41 protein-coding genes are annotated in these 26,475 nt (G+C 34.4%); 40 read left to right on the top strand and 1 reads right to left on the bottom strand.

The features are described 5' to 3' along the window. The first annotated feature begins 56 nt into the window (after positions 1-56). The 37 genes from rpsL to ctlX all read left to right on the top strand — a co-directional run bounded on the left by rpsL (position 57) and on the right by ctlX (position 23,658). Positions 57-440 (top strand): 30S ribosomal protein S12, encoded by a 384-nt coding sequence (gene rpsL, locus OZP10_RS06180; protein WP_007136570.1) that lies wholly within the window; start codon positions 57-59, stop codon positions 438-440. 24 nt (positions 441-464) lie between these two features. Then, the gene (rpsG, locus tag OZP10_RS06175) at positions 465-941 is read left to right on the top strand and encodes a 30S ribosomal protein S7 (RefSeq protein ID WP_026727879.1); all 477 of its coding nucleotides are present in this window, start codon (positions 465-467) and stop codon (positions 939-941) included. A 10-nt stretch (positions 942-951) separates the two neighbouring features. Then, positions 952-3,108, top strand: a complete 2,157-nt coding sequence (gene fusA, locus OZP10_RS06170) for an elongation factor G (protein ID WP_111364460.1) — start codon at positions 952-954, stop codon at positions 3,106-3,108. A gap of 10 nt (positions 3,109-3,118) precedes the next feature. Continuing rightward, positions 3,119-3,424, top strand: a complete 306-nt coding sequence (rpsJ, locus tag OZP10_RS06165) for a 30S ribosomal protein S10 (protein WP_007803605.1) — start codon at positions 3,119-3,121, stop codon at positions 3,422-3,424. A gap of 406 nt (positions 3,425-3,830) precedes the next feature. Next, positions 3,831-4,448: a 50S ribosomal protein L3 gene (gene rplC, locus OZP10_RS06160; RefSeq protein WP_111379743.1), complete on the top strand. Its 618-nt coding sequence runs from the start codon at positions 3,831-3,833 to the stop codon at positions 4,446-4,448. Beyond that, positions 4,448-5,077, top strand: a complete 630-nt coding sequence (rplD, locus tag OZP10_RS06155) for a 50S ribosomal protein L4 (protein WP_111379744.1) — start codon at positions 4,448-4,450, stop codon at positions 5,075-5,077. Before rplC ends, rplD begins: the two co-directional genes overlap by 1 nt. 7 nt (positions 5,078-5,084) lie before the next feature. Next, on the top strand, positions 5,085-5,375 hold the full coding sequence (gene rplW / locus OZP10_RS06150; protein WP_281633928.1) for a 50S ribosomal protein L23: 291 nt from the start codon (positions 5,085-5,087) through the stop codon (positions 5,373-5,375). A 9-nt stretch (positions 5,376-5,384) separates the two neighbouring features. Further along, a complete protein-coding gene (rplB, locus tag OZP10_RS06145) occupies positions 5,385-6,209 on the top strand; it encodes a 50S ribosomal protein L2 (protein WP_008464287.1) in 825 nt (274 codons plus the stop codon). A 6-nt stretch (positions 6,210-6,215) separates the two neighbouring features. Next, entirely contained in the window at positions 6,216-6,494 is a 279-nt protein-coding gene (gene rpsS / locus OZP10_RS06140) for a 30S ribosomal protein S19 (protein ID WP_008464288.1), read from the top strand. Positions 6,495-6,500: 6 nt separating this feature from the next. Next, a complete protein-coding gene (gene rplV, locus OZP10_RS06135; protein ID WP_007803631.1) occupies positions 6,501-6,914 on the top strand; it encodes a 50S ribosomal protein L22 in 414 nt (137 codons plus the stop codon). Between the two features lie 5 nt (positions 6,915-6,919). Next, positions 6,920-7,678 (top strand): 30S ribosomal protein S3, encoded by a 759-nt coding sequence (gene rpsC, locus OZP10_RS06130; RefSeq protein ID WP_008464292.1) that lies wholly within the window; start codon positions 6,920-6,922, stop codon positions 7,676-7,678. 19 nt (positions 7,679-7,697) lie between these two features. Then, the gene (gene rplP / locus OZP10_RS06125) at positions 7,698-8,123 is read left to right on the top strand and encodes a 50S ribosomal protein L16 (RefSeq protein WP_008464295.1); all 426 of its coding nucleotides are present in this window, start codon (positions 7,698-7,700) and stop codon (positions 8,121-8,123) included. A gap of 12 nt (positions 8,124-8,135) precedes the next feature. Beyond that, the gene (gene rpmC, locus OZP10_RS06120; protein ID WP_008464297.1) at positions 8,136-8,327 is read left to right on the top strand and encodes a 50S ribosomal protein L29; all 192 of its coding nucleotides are present in this window, start codon (positions 8,136-8,138) and stop codon (positions 8,325-8,327) included. Between the two features lie 17 nt (positions 8,328-8,344). Beyond that, on the top strand, positions 8,345-8,605 hold the full coding sequence (gene rpsQ / locus OZP10_RS06115) for a 30S ribosomal protein S17 (RefSeq protein ID WP_012022485.1): 261 nt from the start codon (positions 8,345-8,347) through the stop codon (positions 8,603-8,605). Positions 8,606-8,607: 2 nt separating this feature from the next. Continuing rightward, positions 8,608-8,976: a 50S ribosomal protein L14 gene (rplN, locus tag OZP10_RS06110; RefSeq protein ID WP_007803649.1), complete on the top strand. Its 369-nt coding sequence runs from the start codon at positions 8,608-8,610 to the stop codon at positions 8,974-8,976. 12 nt (positions 8,977-8,988) lie between these two features. After that, positions 8,989-9,303 (top strand): 50S ribosomal protein L24, encoded by a 315-nt coding sequence (rplX, locus tag OZP10_RS06105; RefSeq protein ID WP_008464300.1) that lies wholly within the window; start codon positions 8,989-8,991, stop codon positions 9,301-9,303. A gap of 2 nt (positions 9,304-9,305) precedes the next feature. Beyond that, complete coding sequence (gene rplE / locus OZP10_RS06100; protein WP_017495015.1) at positions 9,306-9,857, top strand: 50S ribosomal protein L5; 552 nt, start codon at positions 9,306-9,308, stop codon at positions 9,855-9,857. Positions 9,858-9,860: 3 nt separating this feature from the next. Then, the gene (gene rpsN, locus OZP10_RS06095) at positions 9,861-10,130 is read left to right on the top strand and encodes a 30S ribosomal protein S14 (RefSeq protein ID WP_008464305.1); all 270 of its coding nucleotides are present in this window, start codon (positions 9,861-9,863) and stop codon (positions 10,128-10,130) included. Positions 10,131-10,234: 104 nt separating this feature from the next. Next, on the top strand, positions 10,235-10,633 hold the full coding sequence (rpsH, locus tag OZP10_RS06090) for a 30S ribosomal protein S8 (protein WP_008464306.1): 399 nt from the start codon (positions 10,235-10,237) through the stop codon (positions 10,631-10,633). An 18-nt stretch (positions 10,634-10,651) separates the two neighbouring features. Then, complete coding sequence (gene rplF, locus OZP10_RS06085) at positions 10,652-11,194, top strand: 50S ribosomal protein L6 (RefSeq protein WP_179002198.1); 543 nt, start codon at positions 10,652-10,654, stop codon at positions 11,192-11,194. Between the two features lie 11 nt (positions 11,195-11,205). After that, positions 11,206-11,556 carry a 50S ribosomal protein L18 gene (rplR, locus tag OZP10_RS06080; RefSeq protein WP_109190655.1) on the top strand — a complete coding sequence of 117 codons (351 nt, stop codon included), beginning with the start codon at positions 11,206-11,208 and terminating at the stop codon, positions 11,554-11,556. Positions 11,557-11,559: 3 nt separating this feature from the next. Continuing rightward, a complete protein-coding gene (rpsE, locus tag OZP10_RS06075; RefSeq protein ID WP_085949269.1) occupies positions 11,560-12,084 on the top strand; it encodes a 30S ribosomal protein S5 in 525 nt (174 codons plus the stop codon). 11 nt (positions 12,085-12,095) lie between these two features. Next, complete coding sequence (gene rpmD, locus OZP10_RS06070; protein WP_008464315.1) at positions 12,096-12,278, top strand: 50S ribosomal protein L30; 183 nt, start codon at positions 12,096-12,098, stop codon at positions 12,276-12,278. Positions 12,279-12,289: 11 nt separating this feature from the next. Further along, on the top strand, positions 12,290-12,742 hold the full coding sequence (rplO, locus tag OZP10_RS06065) for a 50S ribosomal protein L15 (RefSeq protein ID WP_109190654.1): 453 nt from the start codon (positions 12,290-12,292) through the stop codon (positions 12,740-12,742). Between the two features lie 13 nt (positions 12,743-12,755). Beyond that, a complete protein-coding gene (secY, locus tag OZP10_RS06060; protein WP_007803669.1) occupies positions 12,756-14,102 on the top strand; it encodes a preprotein translocase subunit SecY in 1,347 nt (448 codons plus the stop codon). Between the two features lie 7 nt (positions 14,103-14,109). Beyond that, complete coding sequence (gene infA / locus OZP10_RS06055; protein ID WP_007136545.1) at positions 14,110-14,325, top strand: translation initiation factor IF-1; 216 nt, start codon at positions 14,110-14,112, stop codon at positions 14,323-14,325. A gap of 12 nt (positions 14,326-14,337) precedes the next feature. Continuing rightward, positions 14,338-14,454, top strand: coding sequence for a type B 50S ribosomal protein L36 (gene ykgO, locus OZP10_RS06050; RefSeq protein WP_002987490.1), 117 nt, complete (start codon positions 14,338-14,340; stop codon positions 14,452-14,454). Positions 14,455-14,456: 2 nt separating this feature from the next. Further along, positions 14,457-14,831 (top strand): 30S ribosomal protein S13, encoded by a 375-nt coding sequence (rpsM, locus tag OZP10_RS06045; protein ID WP_008464322.1) that lies wholly within the window; start codon positions 14,457-14,459, stop codon positions 14,829-14,831. 8 nt (positions 14,832-14,839) lie between these two features. Next, positions 14,840-15,223 (top strand): 30S ribosomal protein S11, encoded by a 384-nt coding sequence (rpsK, locus tag OZP10_RS06040; RefSeq protein ID WP_026727866.1) that lies wholly within the window; start codon positions 14,840-14,842, stop codon positions 15,221-15,223. Positions 15,224-15,315: 92 nt separating this feature from the next. Further along, entirely contained in the window at positions 15,316-15,921 is a 606-nt protein-coding gene (gene rpsD, locus OZP10_RS06035; protein ID WP_008464326.1) for a 30S ribosomal protein S4, read from the top strand. A 21-nt stretch (positions 15,922-15,942) separates the two neighbouring features. Continuing rightward, positions 15,943-16,935, top strand: coding sequence for a DNA-directed RNA polymerase subunit alpha (locus OZP10_RS06030; RefSeq protein ID WP_008464329.1), 993 nt, complete (start codon positions 15,943-15,945; stop codon positions 16,933-16,935). A gap of 62 nt (positions 16,936-16,997) precedes the next feature. Further along, positions 16,998-17,489, top strand: a complete 492-nt coding sequence (gene rplQ, locus OZP10_RS06025; RefSeq protein ID WP_095931493.1) for a 50S ribosomal protein L17 — start codon at positions 16,998-17,000, stop codon at positions 17,487-17,489. A 245-nt stretch (positions 17,490-17,734) separates the two neighbouring features. Beyond that, a complete protein-coding gene (carA, locus tag OZP10_RS06020; protein WP_281633927.1) occupies positions 17,735-18,844 on the top strand; it encodes a glutamine-hydrolyzing carbamoyl-phosphate synthase small subunit in 1,110 nt (369 codons plus the stop codon). 111 nt (positions 18,845-18,955) lie between these two features. Continuing rightward, on the top strand, positions 18,956-20,248 hold the full coding sequence (gene eno / locus OZP10_RS06015) for a phosphopyruvate hydratase (protein WP_177212028.1): 1,293 nt from the start codon (positions 18,956-18,958) through the stop codon (positions 20,246-20,248). A 153-nt stretch (positions 20,249-20,401) separates the two neighbouring features. Further along, positions 20,402-21,679, top strand: coding sequence for a citrate synthase (locus OZP10_RS06010; protein ID WP_111379752.1), 1,278 nt, complete (start codon positions 20,402-20,404; stop codon positions 21,677-21,679). 62 nt (positions 21,680-21,741) lie between these two features. Then, on the top strand, positions 21,742-22,656 hold the full coding sequence (locus tag OZP10_RS06005) for a dimethylarginine dimethylaminohydrolase family protein (protein WP_281633926.1): 915 nt from the start codon (positions 21,742-21,744) through the stop codon (positions 22,654-22,656). 66 nt (positions 22,657-22,722) lie between these two features. After that, positions 22,723-23,658: a citrulline utilization hydrolase CtlX gene (gene ctlX / locus OZP10_RS06000; protein WP_281633925.1), complete on the top strand. Its 936-nt coding sequence runs from the start codon at positions 22,723-22,725 to the stop codon at positions 23,656-23,658. 80 nt (positions 23,659-23,738) lie between these two features. On the opposite strand, the gene OZP10_RS05995 is transcribed toward ctlX, so the two are convergent. Beyond that, positions 23,739-24,365 (bottom strand): MarC family NAAT transporter, encoded by a 627-nt coding sequence (locus OZP10_RS05995; protein WP_177212032.1) that lies wholly within the window; start codon positions 24,363-24,365, stop codon positions 23,739-23,741. 152 nt (positions 24,366-24,517) lie between these two features. Here OZP10_RS05995 and OZP10_RS05990 point away from each other — a divergent pair, with 152 nt between their 5' ends. The 3 genes from OZP10_RS05990 to OZP10_RS05980 all read left to right on the top strand — a co-directional run bounded on the left by OZP10_RS05990 (position 24,518) and on the right by OZP10_RS05980 (position 26,463). After that, the gene (locus OZP10_RS05990; RefSeq protein WP_281633924.1) at positions 24,518-24,883 is read left to right on the top strand and encodes a CoA-binding protein; all 366 of its coding nucleotides are present in this window, start codon (positions 24,518-24,520) and stop codon (positions 24,881-24,883) included. A 95-nt stretch (positions 24,884-24,978) separates the two neighbouring features. After that, positions 24,979-25,599, top strand: coding sequence for a recombination mediator RecR (recR, locus tag OZP10_RS05985; protein ID WP_281633923.1), 621 nt, complete (start codon positions 24,979-24,981; stop codon positions 25,597-25,599). 72 nt (positions 25,600-25,671) lie between these two features. After that, positions 25,672-26,463: a polysaccharide biosynthesis/export family protein gene (locus OZP10_RS05980; protein ID WP_281633922.1), complete on the top strand. Its 792-nt coding sequence runs from the start codon at positions 25,672-25,674 to the stop codon at positions 26,461-26,463. The last annotated feature ends 12 nt before the right edge of the window (positions 26,464-26,475 follow it).

Here is a 26,475-nt window from a genome sequence, read left to right as displayed (position 1 = left end):
TTGCAACCCCGTAAAAAGCGGGAATTTAATAAACATAATAATTTTTAGTATTAATTATGCCAACAATTCAACAATTAGTAAGAACAGGAAGAACTCAGATCACTAAGAAGAGTAAATCGGTTGCTTTAGATTCTTGTCCTCAAAGAAGAGGGGTTTGTACGCGTGTTTACACTACTACACCAAAAAAACCAAACTCTGCAATGCGTAAAGTTGCGCGTGTACGTTTGACAAATGGTAATGAGGTGAATGCTTACATCCCAGGAGAAGGACATAATCTACAAGAGCACTCGATAGTATTAGTGCGAGGTGGAAGGGTAAAAGATTTACCAGGTGTTAGATATCATATCGTTCGTGGAGCTCTTGATACGTCAGGTGTTGCAGGAAGAACGCAAAGAAGATCTAAGTACGGTGCTAAACGCCCAAAAGAAGCAAAAAAGTAATTTAAAAACTTTTAAGAAAAAGACATGAGAAAAAGAGCGGCAAAGAAAAGACCACTTTTACCGGATCCAAGGTTTAATGACCAATTAGTTACACGTTTTGTGAACAACTTAATGTGGGATGGTAAGAAATCTACAGCTTTTAAAGTATTTTATGATGCAATTGATATCATTGAAACTAAAAAGCAAAATGATGAGAAAACTTCATTAGAGATCTGGAAAGATGCTTTAACAAACGTTATGCCTCACGTAGAAGTACGTAGCCGTAGAGTTGGTGGAGCTACATTCCAAATTCCAATGCAGATTCGTCCAGACAGAAAAATTTCTATGGCAATGAAGTGGTTAATACTTTATTCTAGAAGAAGAAATGAAAAATCTATGGCACAACGTTTAGCTTCTGAGTGTTTAGCTGCTGCTAAAGAAGAAGGTGCTGCGGTTAAGAAAAGAATGGATACTCACAAAATGGCAGAAGCTAATAAAGCATTCTCTCACTTTAGATTTTAATTCGTAAGAAATGGCTAGAGATTTAAAATATACAAGAAATATCGGAATCGCTGCTCACATTGATGCTGGTAAAACAACAACAACTGAGCGTATTCTTTTTTATACTGGAAAGTCACACAAAATTGGTGAGGTGCACGATGGTGCTGCAACAATGGACTGGATGGCTCAAGAGCAAGAAAGAGGTATTACAATTACTTCTGCTGCTACAACTTGTACTTGGAACTTTCCAACTGTGCAGGGTAAAGTTATTCCAGAATCATTACCATACCACTTTAATATTATTGATACTCCTGGACACGTTGACTTTACTGTAGAGGTAAACCGTTCTTTACGTGTACTTGATGGTTTAGTTTTCTTATTTAGTGCTGTTGATGGTGTTGAGCCTCAATCAGAAACTAACTGGAGACTTGCTGATCAATATAGAGTTCCTCGTATGGGATTCGTAAATAAAATGGACCGTCAAGGTGCTAACTTTTTAGCTGTATGTGGACAGGTTAAAGATATGTTGAAATCGAATGCGGTTGCAATTACTTTGCCTATTGGTGATGAAGCAGATTTTAAAGGTATTGTTGATTTAGTGAAAAATCAAGCTATTGTATGGCATGATGAAACTCAAGGAGCTACTTTTGATATCGTTGATATCCCAGCTGATATGGTTGATGATGTAAAGCACTACCGTTCTATCCTTATCGAAGAGATTGCTACTTATGATGAAAATCTTTTAGATAAATACATGGAAGATGAAAACTCTATTACAGAGGAAGAAATCAACAATGCGTTAAGAGCTGCAACTATCGATATGGCAATCATTCCTATGCTTGCTGGTTCTTCCTTCAAAAACAAAGGAGTTCAATTTATGTTAGATGCTGTTTGTAAGTATTTACCATCTCCATTAGATAAAGAAGGTATTGAAGGAATTCACCCTGACGATGCTGAATTGTTAGAAGAAGATCAAACTAAAATCTTACGTCGCCCAGATGTAAAAGAGCCGTTTGCTGCTTTAGCATTTAAAATTGCTACTGACCCATTCGTAGGTCGTTTAGCTTTCTTCCGTGCTTACTCTGGACGTTTAGATGCTGGTTCTTATGTTTTAAATACTCGTTCTGGTAACAAAGAGAGAATTTCTCGTATTTACCAAATGCACGCTAACAAACAAAATCCAATCGAATTTATTGAGGCTGGAGATATTGGAGCTGCTGTAGGATTTAAAGATATCAAAACTGGAGATACTTTGTGTGATGAAAAGAGTCCAATTATCTTGGAATCTATGAAGTTCCCAGAGCCGGTAATTGGTATTGCTATTGAACCTAAAACTAAAGCTGACGTTGATAAAATGGGTATGGCTTTGGCTAAATTAGCTGAAGAGGATCCAACATTTACTGTAAGAACTGACGAGGCTTCAGGTCAAACTATTATTTCTGGTATGGGTGAGCTTCACTTAGATATCTTAGTTGATCGTATGAAACGTGAGTTTAAAGTAGAGGTTAACCAAGGTGAGCCACAAGTAGAGTACAAAGAGGCGTTTACTAAATCTGCTCAACATAGAGAAACTTACAAAAAACAATCTGGAGGTCGTGGTAAATTCGGTGATATCGTATTTAGAATCGAGCCTGCTGATGAAGTTGATGGTAAAGTTCCAGTTGGATTACAGTTCGTAAATGAGGTAAAAGGTGGTAACGTACCTAAAGAGTATATTCCTGCTGTTGAAAAAGGTTTCCGTGAAGCGATGAAAACAGGTCCATTAGCTGGATATGCTGTTGATAGTTTAAAAGTAACTTTATTGGACGGATCTTTCCACCCTGTGGATTCTGATGCTCTTTCTTTTGAATTAGCTGCTAGAATGGGTTATAAAGAGTCAGGACGTGCTGCTGGAGCTGTTATTCTTGAGCCAATCATGAAAATCGAAGTTATTACTCCTGAAGAAAACATGGGTGATATCGTAGGTGACTTGAACCGTCGTAGAGGTCAAGTTAATGACATGGGTGACAGAAATGGTGCAAAAACTATTAAAGCTGATGTGCCTTTATCAGAAATGTTTGGTTATGTAACTACATTAAGAACATTATCTTCTGGTAGAGCTACTTCGACAATGGAGTTCTCTCACTATGCAGAAACACCTTCTAATATTTCAGAAGAGGTAATCAAAAAAGCAAAAGGTAACGCTTAATTTTAAGAAAATGAGTCAAAAAATCAGAATAAAACTAAAATCTTACGATCACATGTTGGTAGATAAATCTGCTGAAAAGATCGTAAAAACAGTAAAAACTACTGGAGCAGTTGTAACAGGTCCAATTCCGTTGCCAACTCACAAAAAACTTTTCACTGTATTGCGTTCTCCGCACGTTAACAAAAAAGCGAGAGAGCAATTTGAAGTAATGTCATACAAGAGATTGATTGATATTTATTCGTCTTCATCTAAAACTATTGACGCTTTAATGAAACTTGAATTGCCAAGTGGAGTTGAAGTTGAGATTAAAGTATAATTTTATTATATTTTTTTTATATAAAAAGCGAGGCAGTAATGCCTCGCTTTTTTTATTTATGAAATATGATTTTGAGATGTGTGTTTTGTGATTTTTTTATTTTTTTGTAATCTTGGATGTTTTTGTAAAAGCCTTTATTTAAAGGTAGTGCGTGTGTTTTGTGTCGCGATTGTATTATTTAATTGTTAAGTAAAAAGCCTTTTTATGTGATGAATAAGAGCTTGGGTTTTTGTGGTAAAAAAGTTTCTTTTGTTGGTATTTTGAGGCTTGGATTTTGATAATGAGCGATTTAATTTTTCTAACTGTTTGGTTTATTCAATTTTAATATCTACTTTTGCACTCCCTGTTTGGAAATTTCTGTTATTTTCAAATTGAAGGGAATTTTAGTAATTAATAATTAATATTTATGTCTGGGTTAATTGGTAAGAAAATCGGCATGACTAGTATCTTCGATGAAAACGGGAAAAACATTCCTTGTACAGTAATCGAAGCTGGACCATGCGTTGTTACCCAAGTCAGAACCAACGAGGTTGACGGGTATGAAGCGTTGCAACTTGGTTTCGATGACAAAAACGAGAAACATTCTACTAAAGCGGCTTTAGGTCACTTTAAAAAAGCTGGAACTGTTGCTAAGAAAAAAGTCGTTGAATTCCAAGATTTTGCAACTGAACAAAAATTAGGAGATCTTATTGATGTTACTATTTTTGAAGAAGGAGAATTTGTAGATGTACAAGGTGTATCTAAAGGTAAAGGTTTCCAAGGTGTTGTTAAACGTCACGGTTTTGGTGGTGTTGGACAAGCTACTCATGGTCAGCACAACCGTTTAAGAGCGCCTGGTTCTGTAGGAGCTTCTTCTTATCCATCTAGAGTATTCAAAGGAATGCGTATGGCTGGAAGAATGGGAGGAGAAAATGTAAAAGTTCAAAACCTTAGAGTTTTAAAAGTAGTTGCTGATAAGAATCTACTTGTTGTTAAAGGATGTGTTCCTGGACACAAAAACTCTTATGTAATCATTCAGAAGTAATGGAAGTAAAAGTATTAGATTTCAACGGAAAAGATACTGGAAGAAAAGTTCAACTTTCTGATTCAGTATTCGCAATTGAACCAAACAATCACGCTGTATATCTTGATGTTAAGCAATATCTTGCTAATCAAAGACAAGGTACTCACAAAGCTAAAGAAAGAGCTGAAGTAACTGGAAGTACGCGTAAGATTAAAAAACAAAAAGGAACTGGTACTGCTCGTGCAGGAAGTGTTAAGAATCCTTTGTTTAAAGGTGGTGGAACAGTTTTCGGACCAAGACCAAGAAGTTATTCATTCAAATTGAATAAGGGCTTGAAGAGATTAGCTAGAAAATCAGCTTTCTCAATCAAAGCAAAAGAGTCAAATATTGTGGTTTTAGAAGACTTTAATTTTGAAGCGCCAAACACTAAAAATTTCATTAACGTTTTGAAAGCTTTAGGGTTAGAAAATAAAAAATCTCTATTTGTGTTGGGTGAGTCGAATAAAAACGTATATTTGTCGTCACGCAATTTAAAGGCTTCAAATGTCGTAACTAGCTCAGAATTAAGCACTTACGCAATATTAAACGCTAATAATTTAGTGCTTTTGGAAGGTTCTTTAGAGTTAATTGAAGAAAATTTAAGTAAATAATAGGAATATGAGCATCATTATTAGACCTATAGTAACGGAAAAAGTAACCAAAGAAAGTGAAGTTCTAAACCGCTTCGGATTCGTTGTTAATAAAAAAGCAAACAAAGTTGAGATTAAGAAAGCTGTTGAGGCTGCTTATGGAGTAACTATCGTTTCTGTTAACACAATGAATGTGAGACCAAATAGATCTACTAAATACACTAAAAGTGGTTTAATCAGTGGAAAGACAAATGCATATAAAAAAGCAATTGTTCAAGTACAAGAAGGAGAAACAATTGATTTTTACAACAATATCTAAGATAGAAAAATGTCAGTAAGAAAATTAAAACCTATTACCCCGGGTCAGCGATTTAGAGTTGTGAATGGTTATGACGCTATTACAACTGATAAGCCGGAACGCTCTTTGATAGCGCCGATAAAAAACTCAGGAGGTAGAAATAGTCAAGGAAAGATGACCATGCGTTATACGGGTGGTGGTCACAAGCAGAGATATCGTATCATTGATTTCAAAAGAACTAAAGATGGAATTCCAGCTACAGTGAAATCAATCGAGTATGATCCAAATCGTACTGCATTTATCGCTTTATTAGCTTACGCTGATGGAGAGAAAACTTATATTATCGCTCAAAACGGATTGAAAGTTGGTCAGAAATTAGTTTCTGGACCAGAATCTCAACCAGAGATTGGTAATACATTACCTTTAAGCAGAATTCCTCTTGGAACTGTTATATCTTGTATTGAGTTACGTCCAGGACAAGGAGCTGTTATTGCTCGTTCAGCTGGAACTTTTGCTCAGTTAATGGCAAGAGACGGGAAATATGCAACAATTAAAATGCCATCTGGTGAGACAAGATTGATCTTGTTAACTTGTTCGGCTACAATTGGAGCTGTTTCTAACTCTGATCATCAATTAGTTGTATCTGGAAAAGCAGGTAGAACAAGATGGTTAGGAAGAAGACCTAGAACTAGACCAGTAGCGATGAACCCAGTTGATCACCCTATGGGAGGTGGTGAAGGACGTTCTTCTGGAGGGCACCCACGTTCAAGAAACGGATTGCCAGCTAAAGGTTACAGAACTCGTTCTAAGAAAAACCCGAGTAACAAGTATATCGTAGAACGTAGAAAGAAATAATAAGATATGGCACGTTCATTAAAAAAAGGACCTTTCGTTCATTATAAATTAGACAAGAAAGTTCAAGAAAACGTAGAAAGTGGTAAAAATGCAGTTGTTAAGACTTGGTCTAGAGCTTCAATGATTACTCCAGATTTCGTTGGACAAACTATCGCAGTTCATAACGGTCGTCAATTTGTACCAGTTTACGTAACAGAAAACATGGTAGGTCACAAATTAGGAGAGTTTTCACCAACTAGATCTTTTAGAGGTCATGCTGGAGCAAAAAATAAAGGTAAAAAATAAGAAGCAATGGGAGTTCGTAAAAGAGAAACAGCAGATGCGAGAAAAGAGGCTAATAAGTCTATTGCTTTCGCAAAATTGAATAACTGCCCTACTTCACCTAGAAAAATGCGCTTAGTAGCGGACTTGGTAAGAGGTCAGAAGGTAGAAAGAGCACTTAACATTTTAAGATTCAGTTCTAAAGAAGCTTCAAGAAAATTAGAAAAACTATTATTGTCTGCAATCAATAACTGGGAGCAAAAAAATAGTGAAGGTAATTTAGAAGAGGCTGGATTATTTGTTAAAGAGATCAGAGTAGATGGTGGAATGATGTTAAAAAGACTTCGTCCAGCTCCACAAGGTCGTGCACACAGAATAAGAAAACGTTCTAATCACGTTACAATCGTGCTTGGAGCTATCAATAACACACAAAGCAATTCTTAAGCAGCATGGGACAAAAGACAAATCCAATTGGAAATAGACTTGGTATCATCAGAGGATGGGACTCAAACTGGTATGGTGGAAATGATTACGGTGATAAATTAGCCGAAGATCACAAAATCAGAAAGTATATCCATGCTCGTTTATCAAAAGCTAGTGTATCAAAAGTAATCATCGAGAGAACTTTGAAACTTGTAACCGTTACTATCACTACTGCTAGACCTGGTATTATTATCGGAAAAGGCGGACAAGAGGTAGACAAGTTAAAAGAAGAACTTAAGAAAGTTACTGACAAAGAGGTTCAAATTAACATCTTTGAAATTAAAAGACCTGAGTTAGATGCTTATCTTGTGGCGACAAGCATCGCTCGTCAAATCGAAAGCCGTATTTCTTACAGACGTGCAATCAAAATGGCTATTGCTGCTTCTATGCGTATGAACGCTGAGGGTATCAAAGTTTTGATTTCTGGTCGTTTGAATGGTGCTGAGATGGCGCGTTCGGAAGGTTTCAAAGAAGGTAGAATTCCTCTATCAACTTTCAGAGCTGACATTGATTATGCTCTTGCTGAAGCTCATACTACTTACGGTAGAATGGGAATTAAAGTATGGATCATGAAAGGTGAAGTTTACGGTAAGAGAGAACTTTCTCCACTTGCTGGAATGGATAAAAAACAATCTGGTACAGGTGGTGGAAAAGGTGGAGATGCTCCTAGAGGCAAATCTAACTTTAACAAAGGTGGAAAACCAGACGCTCGTAAAAGAAAGTAAATTTTTAAACTAAAGAAAAATGTTACAGCCTAAAAGAACAAAATACCGTAAGGTACAAAAAGGTAGAATGAAAGGTAACTCTCAAAGAGGGCATGAGCTTTCAAATGGAATGTTTGGTATTAAATCTGTACATGAAGATGGAATGTTCTTAACTTCTCGTCAAATTGAAGCTGCACGTATCGCTGCAACTCGTTACATGAAAAGAGAGGGACAATTATGGATTAAAATTTTCCCAGACAAACCTATTACTAAGAAGCCTCTTGAAGTACGTATGGGTAAAGGTAAAGGAGCAGTTGAGTATTGGGCTGCTGTTGTTAAACCAGGAAGAATTATGTTTGAAGTTGGAGGAGTTCCATTGTCAGTTGCAAAAGAGGCTTTACGTCTTGCAGCTCAAAAACTTCCAGTAAAAACTAAGTTCGTCGTTGCTAGAGATTTCGAAGCATAATTTATATTTATTATGAAACAATCAGAAATAAAAGATCTTTCTGCAGCGGAGTTGCAAGAAAAGCTTAGTCAAACTAAGAAAGTATATGCTGACCTAAAAATGGCTCACGCAATCTCTCCAATTGCTAACCCACTTCAAATTAGAAGCGTTAGAAGAACAGTTGCAAGATTAGCTACAGAGTTAACTAAAAGAGAGTTACAATAATTGTATTCTGCTGAAAGATGGAAGAAAAAAGAAATTTAAGAAAAGAAAGAATAGGTGTTGTTACTTCAAATAAGATGGATAAATCTATCGTTATTTCTGAAGTAAGAAAAGTAAAACACCCATTATACGGTAAGTTCGTGTTGAAAACTAAGAAATATGTTGCACACGACGAAACAAACGACTGTAACATTGGAGATACTGTAAGAATTAGCGAAACGCGTCCTTTAAGTAAAACAAAATGTTGGAGATTAGTTGAAATCTTAGAAAGAGCTAAATAATTATGGTACAACAAGAATCAAGACTAAAAGTAGCAGATAACACGGGAGCTAAAGAAGTTTTAACTATTCGTGTTTTAGGAGGTACTAAAAGAAGATATGCCTCTGTTGGTGACAAAATTGTAGTTTCTATCAAAGATGCAACTCCAAACGGAAACGTTAAAAAAGGAGCTGTTTCAACTGCAGTTGTTGTACGTACTAAAAAAGAAGTGAGAAGAGCTGATGGTTCTTATATCCGTTTCGATGACAATGCATGTGTTCTTTTGAATGCTGCAGGTGAAATGAGAGGAACTCGTGTTTTTGGTCCGGTAGCAAGAGAACTTCGTGAAAAACAATTCATGAAAATTGTATCATTAGCACCAGAAGTGCTTTAATTCGTTTTTAAGATGATAAAGCTAAAAATAAAATCAGGAGATATCGTAAGAGTTATTGCTGGAGACCATAAAGGTGCTGAAGGTAAAGTTTTACGTGTTTACCGTGAAAAAAACAAAGCGATAGTTGAAGGTGTGAACTTGGTTTCAAAACACACTAAACCAAGTGCTAAAAACCCTCAAGGTGGTATCGTTAAGAAAGAGGCTTCTATTCAAATTTCTAACATTGCTCTAATTGATCCTAAAACTAAGGAAACAACTAGAGTAGGTATTAGAGTAGAAGGAGATAAGAAAGTAAGATTTTCAAAAAAATCTAATCAAGTACTATAGTAATGGCATATACACCTAGACTAAAAGAAGAATATAAGAGTAGAGTAATCTCTGCTCTTAAAGAAGAGTTCGGATATACAAACGTAATGCAAGTTCCTAAACTTGAAAAAATCGTTTTGAGCCGTGGAGTTGGTGCAGCTGTATCTGATAAAAAACTTATTGACTATGCTGTTGATGAGTTAACAAAGATCACTGGACAAAAAGCAGTTTCTACAATCTCTAAGAAAGACGTTGCGTCTTTTAAATTGAGAAAAGGAATGCCTATTGGAGCAAAAGTTACTTTACGTGGAGAAAGAATGTATGAGTTTTTAGATAGACTTATTACTTCTGCTTTGCCACGTGTTAGAGATTTCAGTGGTATTAAAGCTACAGGTTTCGACGGAAGAGGTAACTATAATCTTGGAGTTTTAGAGCAAATCATTTTCCCAGAAATTGATATTGACAAAGTAAACAAAATTTCAGGAATGGATATTACTTTTGTTACTACTGCAAAAACAGACAAGGAAGCAAAGTCATTATTGGCTGAATTAGGATTACCTTTTAAAAAGAATTAAGACATGGCTAAAGAATCAATGAAAGCCCGCGAGGTTAAAAGAGAGAAAACGGTAGCTAAATATGCTGAGAAGAGAAAAGCTTTATTAGAAGCTGGAGACTACGAAGGTTTACAAAGATTACCTAAAAATGCTTCACCAGTTCGTTTGCACAATCGTTGTAAATTAACAGGTAGACCTAGAGGTTATATCCGTCAATTCGGTATTTCACGTGTAACTTTCCGTGAAATGGCTAACAATGGGTTAATTCCAGGAGTTAAAAAGGCTTCTTGGTAATCTCGCAATAAGTTATTACTTTTGCAAACCAGAAAATAATTTTAATTGATTAAAGGTTCGGGAGACGGGTGTCTCCCGAAAACCATAATCGCAATCAAATACATATGTATACAGATCCTATTGCAGATTATTTGACTAGAGTTCGTAACGCTGTGGCTGCAAACCACAAAGTTGTTGAAATTCCAGCATCTAATCTTAAAAAAGAGATAACTAAGATCTTATTTGATCAAGGTTACATCTTAAGTTACAAATTTGAGCAGAACACTGTACAAGGTTCTATCAAAATCGCTTTGAAGTACGATAAAGATACTAAAGAGCCTGTAATCAAAGATATCCAAAGAATTAGTAAACCAGGTTTACGTAAGTACGCTGGTGCTGCCAAATTACCTAGAATCCTTAATGGATTAGGAATTGCTATTGTTTCTACATCAAAAGGTTTGATGACTGGAAAACAAGCTAAGCAATTAAATGTAGGTGGTGAAGTAATTTGTTACGTATACTAATTTTAAACACTAGATAAGATGTCAAGAATAGGTAAAAGCCCAATTGTAATCCCTGCTGGTGTAACTGTTGAAGTTAAAGACGGAGTTATTACAGTAAAAGGAAAAAGAGGTCAATTAGTTCAGGAGTTTTCGGACGTAACTGTAACTGTTGAAGGCGATCAAGTTTTAGTTGAAAGATCGTCTGATCATAAAGACCATAGAGCAAAACACGGATTATTCAGATCTTTGATCAGTAATATGATTGTTGGTGTTTCTGAAGGTTTCACAAAAGAACTAGAATTAGTTGGAGTTGGTTATAGAGCTTCAAACCAAGGCCAAAAATTAGATTTAGCTCTTGGATATTCTCACAATATTGTTTTAGAAATTGCTCCTGAAGTATCTCTAGAAACAGTATCTGAAAAAGGTAAGAACCCAATCGTAAAATTAACATCATTTGATAAACAACTTTTAGGTCAAGTTGCTGCGAAAATCAGAGGTTTCCGTAAGCCTGAGCCGTACAAAGGAAAAGGTGTTAAATTTGTGGGTGAAGTATTAAGAAGAAAAGCAGGTAAATCAGCTTAAAAAATAAGATTATGTCATTAACAAAATCTGAAAGAAGACAGAGAATTAAATTCAGAATTAGAAAATCGGTTAGTGGTTCAGCTGCAAGACCTAGACTTTCTGTTTTTAGAAGTAACAAAGAAATTTACGCTCAAATCATTGATGATGTAAATGGAGTTACTATATTAGCTGCATCTTCGAGAGAAAAAGAAATAGGAAAAGGTACTAACGTTGAAATCGCTGCTGCTGTTGGAAAATTAGTTGCAGAGAAAGCGTTAAAAGCTGGGATAGATACCATCACTTTTGATAGAGGTGGATATTTATATCACGGTCGTATTAAATCATTAGCAGAAGGCGCAAGAGCCGCTGGACTTAAATTCTAATATATTATGTCTAAATACAAAAATGTAGAATTGGTAAAACCTAGTGGTCTTGAACTTAAAGATCGTCTAGTTAGTGTTAATCGTGTTACTAAAGTTACAAAAGGTGGTAGAGCTTTTGGTTTTTCTGCTATTGTGGTTGTAGGTGATGAAAATGGAGTAGTTGGTCATGGATTAGGAAAATCTAAAGACGTTTCTGAAGCAATTGCGAAAGCAGTAGAAGATGCTAAGAAAAACTTAGTTAGAATTCCTTTAAATGGACAATCTGTTCCTCACGAACAAAAAGGTAAATTTGGTGGTGCACGTGTATTCTTAATTCCAGCGTCTCATGGTACTGGAGTTATTGCTGGTGGAGCTGTTCGTTCAGTTCTTGAATCAGTGGGTATTCACGATGTATTGTCTAAATCTCAAGGATCGTCAAATCCACATAACGTAGTAAAAGCAACTTTTGATGCTTTATTGCAAATGAGAAGCGCTCATACTGTTGCAAAACAGAGAGGTGTTTCTTTAGAGAAAGTTTTTAAAGGTTAATTCAGGAAATTATGGCTAAATTATTAGTAAAACAAGTAAGAAGCAAAATCAACTGTCCTCTTTCTCAAAAGAGAGGGTTGGAAGCTTTAGGTCTACGTAAAATTGGACAAGTTGTGGAGCATGAGTCAAATCCTGCTATCCTTGGGATGATAAACAAAGTTAAACACTTAGTTTCTGTCGAAGAAGCTAAATAACAAATACTGTTATGAATTTAAGTAACTTACAACCTGCTGAGGGATCTACACACAATCAAAATAAAAGATTAGGTAGAGGAGAAGGTTCTGGAAAAGGTGGTACCGCTGCACGTGGACACAAAGGAGCAAAATCTCGTTCTGGTTATTCTAAAAAGATTGGTTTTGAGGGAGGGCAGATGCCACTTCAAAGACGTGTACCTAAGTTTGGTTTCAAAAACATCAATCGTAAAGAATACGAAGGTGTTAATTTAGATACTCTTCAATTATTAGTTGATAACGGTGTAATTACTGATTCTGTTTCTATGACAGATTTCGTAGCAAATCGTCTAGCTACTAAAAATGAAATCGTTAAGATTTTAGGTAGAGGAGAATTGAAAGCAAAATTAAAAGTAACTGCCCACAAATTTACTGCTACTGCAAAAGCTGCTATTGAAGCTGCTGGTGGAGAAGCTGTAACTATATAACTTATCTATTAAGATGAAGAAATTTATTGAATCAATAAGTAATGTTTGGAAAATCGAAGAACTAAAAAATAGAATCTTAATTACATTAGGATTACTTTTAGTATATCGTTTTGGAGCACACGTTACGCTTCCTGGAATTGACGCAACGCAATTGACTGGTTTAGCGGGACAAACTAAAAATGGTCTAGGATCTATTCTAGACATGTTCACCGGGGGTGCTTTCTCTAAGGCTTCAGTTTTTGCCTTAGGTATCATGCCTTATATTTCTGCGTCTATTGTTGTTCAGTTGATGGGGATTGCGATTCCATATTTACAAAAACTTCAAAATGATGGGGAAAGTGGTAGAAAAAAGATTAATCAAATCACTCGTTGGTTGACAATCGCTATCACATTGGTTCAAGGTCCAACTTATATCTATAATTTATACAGAACATTGCCTAGTAATGCATTTTTGCTAGGCTTTAATTCTCCTGAATTTTTGTTCTCGTCTGTTATCATTTTGGTTACTGGTACAATATTTGCTATGTGGCTTGGTGAGAAGATTACAGATAAAGGTATTGGAAATGGTATTTCATTGTTAATTATGGTTGGTATTTTAGCTCGTTTACCACAAGCTTTTATCCAAGAGTTTACAACTCGTGTTACCAATAACAATGGAGGTCCAATGTTATTAGTTATTGAAATTATTGTGTGGTTATTAGTTATTATATCTTGTGTGTTGCTTACAATGGCAGTACGTAGAATCCCTGTACAGTATGCTCGTCGTACAACTACAGGAGATTACGAACAAGATTTGGCTGGAGGTAATAGACAATGGATTCCTCTTAAGCTTAATGCTTCTGGGGTTATGCCAATCATTTTTGCTCAGGCAATTATGTTTATTCCTGCTGCTGTAGCTGGATTGTCTAAATCAGATACATCACAATCTATTGTTGGTGCATTTAGTAATATGTTTGGTTTTTGGTATAATTTTGTTTTTGCAACTTTAATTATTGTATTTACATTCTTTTATACTGCAATCACTGTACCTACTAATAAAATGGCTGATGATTTAAAGAGAAGCGGTGGTTTTATTCCTGGAGTTCGTCCTGGAGCAGAAACTTCTGATTTCCTTGATAAAGTGATGTCTTTAATAACTTTCCCAGGATCTTTATTCCTTGCTTTGATTGCTGTGTTCCCAGCTATTGTTGTAAGTATTATGGATGTACAACAATCTTGGGCAATGTTTTTTGGAGGTACCTCATTAATAATTATGGTTGGAGTTGCAATAGATACTATTCAACAAATCAATTCATACTTGTTAAACAAACATTATGATGGTTTAATGAAGACTGGTAAAAATAGAAAAGCAGTAGCTTAATATATTTATGGCAAAACAATCAGCAATAGAACAAGACGGATCAATCATTGAAGCATTATCAAATGCGATGTTCCGTGTGGAGTTAGAAAATGGACATATTGTAATTGCTCATATTTCTGGAAAAATGCGAATGCATTATATCAAATTATTACCTGGTGATAAAGTGAAACTAGAAATGAGTCCTTACGATTTGTCAAAAGCAAGAATTACTTATCGATATTAAAGGATATTCACTATGAAAGTTAGAGCATCAGTAAAAAAGAGAAGTGCCGAGTGCATTATCGTGCGTAGAAAAGGGAGACTGTACGTAATAAACAAAAAGAATCCTAGATTTAAACAAAGACAAGGATAATTATGGCAAGAATAGCAGGGGTAGATATCCCAAAAAACAAAAGAGGAGTTATCGCACTTACCTATATCTTTGGATTAGGAAAAAGTAGAGCTATTGAGATTTTAGAAAAAGCTCAAGTTAGCCAAGATAAAAAAGTTCAAGATTGGAATGATGATGAAATCGGAGCGATTCGTGAAGCTGTTTCATTTTACAAAATTGAAGGAGAATTACGTTCTGAAATTTCTTTAAACATTAAGCGTTTAATGGATATCGGATGTTACAGAGGTATTCGTCATAGATCTGGTCTTCCATTAAGAGGGCAAAGAACTAAAAACAACTCAAGAACAAGAAAAGGTAAAAGAAAAACTGTTGCTAACAAGAAAAAAGCAACTAAATAATAAGTAATATGGCTAAAGCAACTGCAAAAAAACGTAAAGTTATCGTTGAATCAACGGGTGAGGCTCATATTTCTGCCACTTTTAATAACATTATTATTTCTTTGACTAATAAGAAAGGTGAAGTTATCTCTTGGTCTTCAGCTGGTAAAATGGGTTTCAGAGGTTCTAAAAAGAACACTCCTTATGCAGCTCAAATGGCAGCAGAAGATTGCGCTAAAGTAGCACTTGAGGCAGGACTTAAAAAAGTGAAAGTTTATGTAAAAGGACCAGGTAACGGACGTGAGTCTGCTATCCGTTCTATTCATAACGGTGGAATCGAAGTTACAGAGATTATCGATGTTACTCCAATGCCACACAACGGATGTCGTCCTCCAAAAAGACGTAGAGTTTAATTTTTTATTTTTATAGTATAAACAAGGTAGAACATAGATTATCGAAGGATTAGACCTGAATTCATAATTTCTACCTTAAAATTTTTTTTAAAATGGCAAGATATACTGGTCCTAAAACCAAAATCGCTCGTAAATTTGGCGAAGCAATCTTCGGAGATGATAAATCTTTCGAAAAAAGAAATTACCCACCTGGACAACACGGGATGGCTAAAAAGAGGGGAAAAAAATCTGAGTACGCTGTTCAGTTAATGGAAAAGCAAAAAGCTAAATATTCTTATGGAATTTTAGAAAAACAATTCAGAAATTTATTCGAAAAAGCATCAGCTACTAAAGGAGTTACTGGTGAAGTTTTATTACAATTATGCGAAGCAAGATTAGATAATGTTGTTTTTAGAATGGGAATTGCTCCATCTAGAAGAGGTGCGCGTCAAATCGTTTCTCACAGACACATTACTGTAAATGGAGAAGTTGTTAATATTCCTTCTTACCACCTTAAGCCTGGTGATAAAGTTGCAGTTCGTGAAAAATCTAAATCTTTAGAAGCTATCGAACGTTCTTTATCAAATTCAAGTCATGTTTATGAATGGATTACTTGGAACAATGATCTTAAAGAAGGAACTTTCGTTTCTGTACCTGCGAGACTTCAAATTCCAGAAAACATTAAAGAACAATTAATCGTAGAGTTGTACAACAAATAATAATTGACTTAGTCGAAATTTATGGCAATATTTAATTTTCAAAAGCCCGATAAAGTTATCATGATCGATTCAACCGATTTTGAAGGTAAATTCGAATTTAGACCTTTAGAACCTGGTTACGGATTGACAGTTGGTAATGCACTTAGAAGAGTTTTGCTTTCAGCGTTAGAAGGTTATGCAATTACATCTGTTCGTATCGAAGGTGTAGATCATGAGTTTTCTACTATTTCAGGTGTTGTTGAGGATGTTACCGAAATTATCCTTAATCTAAAACAAGTACGTTTCAAACGTCAGATTGAAGATATCGATAATGAATCAGTTACTATTTCTGTTTCTGGTAAAGATCAATTAACAGCAGGTGATTTTCAAAAATTTATCTCAGGTTTTCAAGTTTTGAATCCAGACCTTGTTATCTGTAATTTAGATTCTAAAATCAAATTGAACTTCGATTTAACAATCGAGAAAGGTAGAGGATACGTTCCTGCTGAAGAGAACAAAAAACAGAATGCTGCAATTGGAACAATTTTTACAGATTCTATTTTTACCCCGGTAAAAAATGTAAAATATGCAATCGAAAATTTCCGTGTAGAGCAAAAAACAGATTACGAAAAATTAGTTTTTGAAATCAAGACTGATGGATCTATTAATCCAAAAGATGCTCTTACTGAAGCTGCTAAAGTTTTAATTCACCATTTCATGTTATTCTCTGACGAAAGAATTACACTTGAGGCTGACGAAATTGCACAAACAGAATCGTATGATGAAGAGTCATTGCATATGAGACAATTGCTTAAAACTAAGCTTGTTGATATGGATTTATCTGTGAGAGCATTAAATTGCTTGAAAGCGGCTGAAGTTGATACACTTGGTGATTTAGTATCGTTCAATAAAAATGACCTAATGAAATTCCGTAACTTTGGTAAGAAATCTTTAACTGAACTTGATGAACTTGTTGCAGTGAAGAATTTAACTTTCGGAATGGATTTAGCTAAATACAAATTAGATAAAGAATAATTTACTTCATATTTTGCTCTCCATAGTGGATTGTAGCAAGATGAAGATAAAAAAAACACGTCATGAGACACGGAAAAAAATTCAACCACTTAAGCAGACAGACTGGACATAGAAAAGCTATGTTGGCTAATATGGCTTGTTCTCTTATTGAGCACAAACGTATTAATACTACTGTTGCTAAAGCTAAAGCGCTTAAACAATTTGTTGAGCCTTTAATCACAAAATCAAAAGAGGATACGACTCACAATCGTCGTATTGTTTTTGCTTACTTGCGCAGTAAATATGCAGTAACTGATTTGTTCAGAGATGTAGCTGCTAAAGTTGGAGACCGTCCAGGAGGATACACTCGTATCATTAAAGTTGGAAATCGTTTGGGAGATAACGCTGATATGGCGATGATCGAACTTGTTGACTTCAATGAACTTTACAACGGAGGTAAAAAAGAAGTTAAAAAAGCGAAAAGCCGTCGTGGTGGTAAAGCTAAAAAAGCTGAAACTGCTGCTCCAGAAGCTCCTGCTGCTGAAACAGAAACGACTACTGAAGCTTCTGAATAATTATGAAAGTAATCATTCTATAGAAATCAAGGATAAACTAATTTTTAGTTTATCCTTTTTTTTTGATTTTTTTGAAACGTAAGAAATGTAACTTATTTAAAATGATAGGTTTTATTTTTACGAATGAAAGTTTTAAAAAATCTTGGAGGGGCTCTTTTAAAGAAGTAAATTTGCAAAATTCTAATTACACTTAAAACCTATGTTTTGGTTTTATAACTTGATTAAAAAACAATACAAATTAAATAATGAAATACACAACACGACAAAGCGCCATTTTATTACTTAGTGACGGGACAATCTTTCACGGAAAATCTATCGGAATTAGCGGTAAAACTTTTGGTGAAGTTTGTTTTAATACGGGAATGACTGGGTATCAGGAAATTTTCACTGATCCTTCTTATTTTGGGCAAATAATGGTTGCTACAAATACACATATCGGAAACTATGGTGTTAATGATTCTGAAGTTGAATCTGATAGTATTAAAATTGCCGGTTTAGTTTGTAAAAACTTTAGTTTTAATTATTCTAGAGAAAATGCTTCTGGAAGTTTAGAAGATTATTTCACTAAACAAAATTTAATCTGTATTTCTGATGTTGATACGCGTGCACTTGTAAGCTACATTCGTGACAATGGTGCTATGAATGCTGTTATTTGTACAGATGGGACTTCAATAGAGGATTTGAAGAAAGAGTTGGCTAATGTGCCAAATATGGAAGGTTTAGAATTAGCGTCTAAAGTTTCGACTAAAGAACCATATTTCTTTGGTGATGAAAATGCTACTTACAAAATCTCGGCTTTAGACCTTGGAATTAAAAAGAATATTTTAAGAAATCTTGCTAAAAGAGATTGCTACATTAAAGTGTATCCTTTTAATTCTACTTATAAAGATATGTCTGAATTTAGTCCAGATGGTTACTTCTTGTCAAATGGGCCTGGAGATCCAGATCCGTTGTTCGGGGCTATTCAAGTTGCTAAAGATATATTAGCAGATAACAAGCCTTTGTTTGGAATCTGTTTGGGGCATCAGGTAATTGGTCTTGCGAATGGGGTTGAAACTTATAAAATGTTTAATGGGCACCGTGGAATTAATCATCCTGTAAAAAATATTATTACAGGTAAAGGTGAAATAACTTCACAAAATCACGGTTTTGCTGTTAAAAAAGAACAGTTAGATAATCATCCTGATTTAGAAATTACACACGTACATTTAAATGATGGAACAGTGGCTGGAATGAGAATGAAGAATAAGAATTGTTTCTCGGTTCAGTATCACCCAGAGGCGAGTCCTGGACCACACGATTCATCATATTTATTTGATCAATTTGTGGAGAACATAAAAACTGCAAAAGCCTAAAACGATGTAGTTAATAAATAAACGTGTTTAATGACGAGAGTGCGTTTATAGTATTAAATATTTTTATAATTTCGAAAAAAAAATATAATTTATTAATAAAAAACAAAAATAATGAGTATTATAATTAAAGTTCACGCAAGACAAATTCTTGATTCTAGAGGTAATCCTACTATTGAAGTTGATGTAGTAACTGAAAATGGAGTTTTAGGTAGAGCTGCTGTTCCATCTGGAGCATCAACTGGAGAGCACGAAGCTGTTGAATTACGTGATGGAGGTAAAGCTTACCTAGGAAAAGGTGTTTTGAATGCAGTGAATAATGTAAATACTATTATTGCTGAAGAATTAGTTGGTACTTCTGTTTTCGAACAAAATACAATTGACCAATTAATGATTGATTTAGATGGAACTCCAAATAAATCTAAATTAGGAGCTAATGCTATTTTAGGTGTTTCTTTAGCTGCTGCAAAAGCTGCTGCTAACGAACTTGGTTTGCCATTATACAGATACGTAGGAGGTGTTTCTGCTAATACATTACCAGTTCCAATGATGAACATCATCAATGGAGGTTCTCACTCTGATGCGCCTATCGCATTTCAAGAGTTTATGATTTTCCCAGTAAAAGCAACTTCTTTTACACATGCAATGCAAATGGGAACTGAAATTTTCCACAACTTGAAAAAAGTATTACACGATAGAGGTTTGAGTACTGCTGTAGGTGATGAAGGAGGTTTTGCTCCAAACTTAGCAGGAGGAACTGAAGATGCTCTAGATACCATTAAATTAGCTGTTGAAAAAGCAGGATATTCTTTCGGTGACGAAATTATGATTGCTCTTGACTGTGCTGCTTCTGAATTTTATGTAAACGGAAAATACGATTATACTAAATTTGAAGGTGAAACTGGAAAAATTAGAACTTCTGCTGAGCAAGCTGAATACTTAGCTGAACTTGCTTCTAAGTACCCAATCATTTCTATCGAAGACGGTATGTACGAAGATGACTGGGATGGATGGAAAGCTTTAACTGAAAAAATCGGAGATAAAGTACAATTAGTAGGGGATGATTTGTTTGTTACTAATGTTGCTCGTTTGTCAACTGGTATCGAAAAAGGAATTGCTAACTCTATTTTGGTAAAAGTAAACCAAATTGGAACTTTGACTGAAACAATTGCTGCTGTAAACATGGCGAAAAACGCTGGATATACATCTGTAATGTCTCACCGTTCTGGAGAAACTGAAGATAACACAATTGCTGACTTAGCAGTTGCTTTAAACTGTGGCCAAATTAAAACTGGTTCTGCTTCTCGTTCAGATCGTATGGCAAAATACAATCAATTATTAAGAATTGAAGAAGAATTAGGAAGTACTGCTTATTTCCCTGGTTTGAATGCTTTTAAAATCAAATAATTGTACAAATTATATATTAGAAAAAACCATCTGTTTTTGCAGATGGTTTTTTTTTGGAGTTTTAACAAATTCATAGCAGTATTCTTTTTTTAATTAGTCTTAAATTCATTAGATTTGATAAATTATTATTTAAAGAATTATTTCCAGTATATTATGTCAAAAATAGCTACATTAGAAATAGATGGTAAAAAGGTTGAGCTTCCAGTAATCACAGGAAGTGAAAACGAATCAGCTATCGATATCAACAAATTACGTGATTTAACAGGTTATATTACACTTGATCCAGGTTATAAAAACTCAGGATCTTGTACAAGTGAAATCACTTTCCTAGATGGAGAAGAAGGGATTTTGCGTTACAGAGGGTATTCAATCGAAGATCTTGCTGAAAAAGCTAGTTTCTTAGAGGTTTCATATCTTTTGATTTTTGGTGAATTGCCTACAGCTAAACAATTAGAAGATTTTGAAAATGGTATTAAAAAACATTCTTTGGTAAACGAAGAAATGAAAAATATCATTGACGGTTTCCCTAAAACAGCTCACCCAATGGGCGTGTTGTCTGCTTTAACTAGTGCTTTAACAGCTTTTAACCCAAAAGCAGTTAATGTAGATAACGAGAAAGAAATGTACGAAGCTATTTGTAAAACAATGGCAAAGTTTCTTGTAATTGCTACATGGACTTATAGAAAATCTATGGGGTATCCTTTAAACTACTACGATAATACAAAAGGATATGTAGAAAGCTTCATGCAATTAATGTTTAAATTGCCTACTGGACCTTACGCTGCAAATCCAGTAATTGTAAACGCTTTAGATAAATTATTTATTCTTCATGCTGATCATGAACAAAACTGTTCTACTTCTACAGTTAGAATGGTAGGTTCTTCTCATGCAGGTTTATTTGCTTCAGTTTCTGCGGGAGTTTCTGCGCTTTGGGGGCCTCTTCACGGAGGTGCAAACCAAGCAGTACTTGAAATGCTTGAAGAAATCAACAAAGATGGTGGAGATACAGATAAGTTTTTGGCAAAAGCAAAGGATAAAAATGATCCATTCCGTTTAATGGGATTTGGACACAGAGTGTACAAAAACTTTGATCCAAGAGCTAAAATCATCAAAAAAGCAGCAACAGAAGTATTAGAAACTTTGGGTGTTGAAGATCCAATTTTAGATATTGCAAGAAAATTAGAAAAAGCAGCTCTTGAAGATGAATACTTCAAATCAAGAAACTTATATCCAAACGTTGATTTCTACTCTGGAATTATCTACAGAGCTTTAGGAATTCCAACAGATATGTTTACTGTAATGTTTGCTATTGGAAGATTGCCAGGTTGGATCGCGCAATGGAAAGAGATGCGTGAAAATAAAGAGCCAATCGGAAGACCAAGACAAATTTATACAGGACATCCTTTACGAGAGTTTAAGTCTAATAAATAAAAAACGAAAGCTTCACTTAACTGTGAAGCTTTTTTTATATTTGCTCAAAATACAATAGAGTTATGTTGCAATTAAATGTAAAGAACGAAACGTCTCGACTTCGTGCTGTAGTTCTGGGTTCTGCTGTTCATAATGGACCAACTCCAACTATAGATGAGGCTTATGATCCTAAATCATTGGAACATATTAAAGCAGGAACTTATCCTGTAGAAAAAGATATGGTTGCTGAAATGGAAGCTTTTAATGCTGTTTTTCAGAAATATGATGTAACTGTTTATCGTCCGCAAATGATTGAAAATTATAATCAGATTTTTGCTAGGGATATTGGGTTTGTAATTGATGATATCTTTGTGAAATCGAATATTCTTCCAGATAGAGAACGTGAATTAGATGCTATTCAATATGTAATTGATCAGATTGATCCATTAAAAGTAGTTCGTCCTCCAGAAGAAGTTCATATCGAAGGAGGAGATGTGATGCTTTGGAATGACTATATTTTTATTGGAACTTATAAAGGAAGCGATTATAAAGATTATATTACTGCAAGAACAAATATGCACGGTGTAAATTATATTAAATCGCTGTTCCCAAATAAAATTGTAAAAGAATTTGATTTAGTGAAATCTAAATTGGAAGCAAGAGATAATGCGTTGCATCTAGATTGTTGTTTTCAGCCGGTTGGAAAAAACAAAGGCATTATTTATAAACGAGGTTTTCGTGAAGAAGCAGATTATCTTTATTTAGTGAAACTTTTTGGTAAAGAAAATCTATTTCATATTGAAAGAAACGAAATGTATAATATGTTTTCAAATGTGTTTTCAATTGATGAAAATGTGGTGGTTTCTGAAAAGAATTTCACAAGATTAAACAACTGGCTTCGTGAAAATGGTTTTGTCGTTGAAGAAATTCCGTATGCTGAAATTTCAAAACAAGAAGGTTTGTTGAGATGTTCGACGCTTCCATTAATTAGAGACTAAAAAAGAATTTTAAATTTCAGGCTTCTAGAAAAACTTGAAACCTGAAACTTGAAAAAAAAATAAAAAATGAGACAAAATACTAATGCAATCGTAATGATTCGCCCAGTTGCATTCAGGATGAATGAACAGACGGCTGTAAATAATTATTATCAAAAAGTATTAGACGGACTTTTACCAAGTACCGTTAATGCAAAAGCGCAACAGGAATTTGATGCCTTTGTAGAAAAGCTTAGGGGGGTGGGTGTAGATGTGACGGTTGTCGATGACAATTTAGAGACTGATACTCCAGATAGTATTTTTCCAAATAATTGGGTTTCATTTCATGAAAATGGAGACGTTGCACTTTATCCTATGTTTGCTGAAAATCGCCGTCAAGAACGTCGTGAAGATATCTTGGATACTCTGGAAGAAAAAGGATTTGAAATTGCGAATATCATGGATTATACTTCTGCAGAAGAAGATGGCATTTTCTTAGAAGGAACAGGAAGTTTGTTATTAGATAGAGCAAACGGAAAAGCGTATTGCGCATTATCGCCAAGAGCAGATGAAGAATTGTTTATTGAATTCTGTGAAGATTTTGATTATGCTCCCGTAATTTTTGAAGCTTTTCAAACTGTTGATGGTGAGCGTAAATTAATTTATCATACCAATGTGATGATGTGTTTAGGTGAAACTTTTGCGGTTATTTGCGCAGATTCTATCGATGATAAGAAAGAACGTAAAATGGTTCTGGATAATCTTAAACAAGATCAGAAAGAAGTAATTCTAATATCAGAAGATCAAGTGAATAACTTTGCTGGAAATATGTTGGAAGTTAGAGGGAAAGATGATAAGAGATATATTGTAATGAGTGCGTCGGCACATCAAAGCTTAACTCCAAAACAAATTTCGCAATTAGAAAACCACGCAGAAATTTTAAGTTCGAGTTTAGATACAATTGAGGCTTGCGGTGGTGGAAGTGCCAGATGTATGATGGCTGAAGTTTTCTTGCCAAGAGCTTAAAAAAAGGATTCACAAAAAGAAAAAGGGATGAAATTTAAATAATTTCACCCCTTTTTCTTTTTATAGTAGAGTGATATTAGTTAAAAATTCCCTTTAATAATATTGATTATAGCACTTACTATATATTGAATTCCAATTGAAATAACTATAAAGCCAACAATTCTAGAAATTGCTACAATACCCGAGGCTCCCAATATTCTAGCTAAATAATGTGCGCTTTTTAGAATAGCAAAGATGGCAATTGCGATTGCAAGGATTGCAAGGGTTGAAATTATAACTTCATTTATTTCATGGTGTTCTTGATAAAAAGCAATTAAAAGTGACATAGATCCAGGACCCGCAAGCATTGGGATTGCGAGGGGTGTAAGTGCAATATCATTTCTGTGCTGTGCTTCGTTTTCAATTTTTTTATTGATTCCTCGTTTCTTGTTGAATTTTCCAGATAATAAAGAGAATCCAGAATTTACAATTACGATCCCTCCAGCAATTCTTAAAGCATCGATGCTAATGCCGAAAAAAGTTAGAACATATTGGCCAATAAAATAAGAAACCAATAAAATGATAAAAACATTAATCGCAGTCCAAAGAGAGATTCGAGATCTTTCTTTCTGAGAATCGTGCTGGGTTAAACCAACAAAAATGGGTACAGTTCCAATTGGGTTCAGTACTGAGAATAAGGCAGCAAATAAGTAAATAAATAATTCCATAAAATATTGGTTAGTGAAGTAAATGTAGTTATTTTTTGATGCTTTTGTACGAAATTATGTTATGATTTTGTTTTTATTGCTATCGATTCTGAATCAAATACATAAGGTTTAATCGTTCTTTTTTGATTACTTTTGCAGTCTAAATAAAAACTATGAAAAGCAAAAAAACATTAGTTATAGGAGCTTCAACAAATCCAGAACGTTATTCATTCAGAGCTGTTAATATGCTTGTAGGAAAAGGGCACTCGGTGCTAGCAATAGGACAAAAAGCAGGTGAGGTTGTTGGAGTGAAAATTCAGACTAAAGCAATACCGGTTAAAAATATTGATACGATTACATTGTATTTAAATCCCGCTCGTCAAAGAGATTATTATAATTATATTATTGAGGCACATCCTAAGCGTGTAATTTTTAATCCTGGAACTGAAAATCCAGAATTGTATCAATTATTAGAATTAAATGATATTCAAATTGAAGTGGCTTGTACATTAGTTTTGCTAGCTACAAATCAATATTAAATAAAATAATTGATAGTGATTTCCTACTATCATTAAGGTTTGAATTTAATAGTTGTAATGTAGGCCAAACCATTAAAAGTATTACTTTTGTCGTCATGGAATTTTCATCAAAATTAATCGAAAAAGCAGTAAACGAAATGTCGCAATTGCCAGGGATTGGTAAGCGTACAGCTCTTCGATTGGTTCTTCATTTGTTGAAACAGCCGAAAGAACAAACAGCCTTTTTATCTCAAGCGTTATTAAATATGCGTGAGGATATTAAGTTTTGTGAAAGTTGCCATAATATTTCTGATACTAAAATTTGTGAGATCTGTGCTAATCCTATTAGAAATCATGAAACGATATGTATAGTAGAGGATATTAGAGATGTCATGGCAATTGAAAATACTGGGCAATTTAAAGGAATATATCATGTGCTTGGTGGGAAAATTTCTCCTATTGAAGGCGTTGGACCCAATCAATTGAATATTTCTAGTTTGGTGACAAAAGTGAAATCTGGAAGTGTATCAGAGATTATTTTTGCATTAAGTTCAACAATGGAAGGTGATACGACAAATTTTTATATTTATAAACAAATTGCAGATTCTGAGATTATAATCTCAACGATTGCGAGAGGAATATCGGTTGGTGATGAATTGGAATATGCAGATGAAATAACATTAGGGCGAAGCATTTTGCACAGAATACCTTTCGAAAAAACATTTAAAAATAATTAACCAACCCAAAATAATAACTTGGTTTTCCTGAACACTGTAAGGAAAAGCTATGTTTGTGATAAAATTGAACGAATGACAAAAAAAAGCTTTTTTCTGTTTCTATTAATTTCAATATTTTTTACTTCATGTATTCCGATTAAAGATTTGGTTTATCTTCAGGATAAAAATGAATCTGGCGAGCAATCAGCGATTGCAGCGGTGGAAGCAAAACCATATCGATTACAGGTAAATGATGTTTTGAGCATTAACATAAAAGCAATAGATCCTAAATTAGTTTCTATTTTTAATACCACAGAAAATCAATCAACTCAAACGGGTAAAAGCGAATCTAGTTTGTATTTTGATGGATTTACAGTTGACGATCATGGAAATATTAGAATGCCAATTTTAGGAGAAATAAATGTAATTGGTTATACTCTTGAAGAAGTTCGTTTAAAAATTGAAAAGAAATTATTAGAAGAATATTTTAAAAGCGAAGCTAATGTTTTTGTTACAGTGAAGTTGGCAGGTTTTAGATATACTATTAATGGAGAGGTAGGAAGTACTGGAACAAAAACATTGTTTAAAGATAATGTAACCATTTTGGAAGCTGTTGCAAATGCAGGAGATATTACGACCGTTGGTAATAGAAAAGAAGTAACGGTAATTCGCCAAACTCCGACTGGTGTGCAAATGCATAATCTTGACCTTACAGATGTGAATGTAATGAAGTCACCTTATTATTATTTACAGCCAAATGATTATATATATGTAAAACCGCTAAAACAAAAAACTTGGGGAACAGGTCAGACGGGAATACAGTCAATAGGAACAATAATTACATTATTGTCTTTAGCTACTACAGTTTACCTAATTATAAAGTAAAAATAGATTTTT

The organism is Flavobacterium luteolum (assembly GCF_027111275.1).
In the GTDB taxonomy this organism is placed as follows: domain Bacteria; phylum Bacteroidota; class Bacteroidia; order Flavobacteriales; family Flavobacteriaceae; genus Flavobacterium; species Flavobacterium luteolum.
The sequence above is the reverse complement of the archived record's forward strand: the minus strand, read 5'-3'. Positions and strand labels throughout refer to the sequence as shown.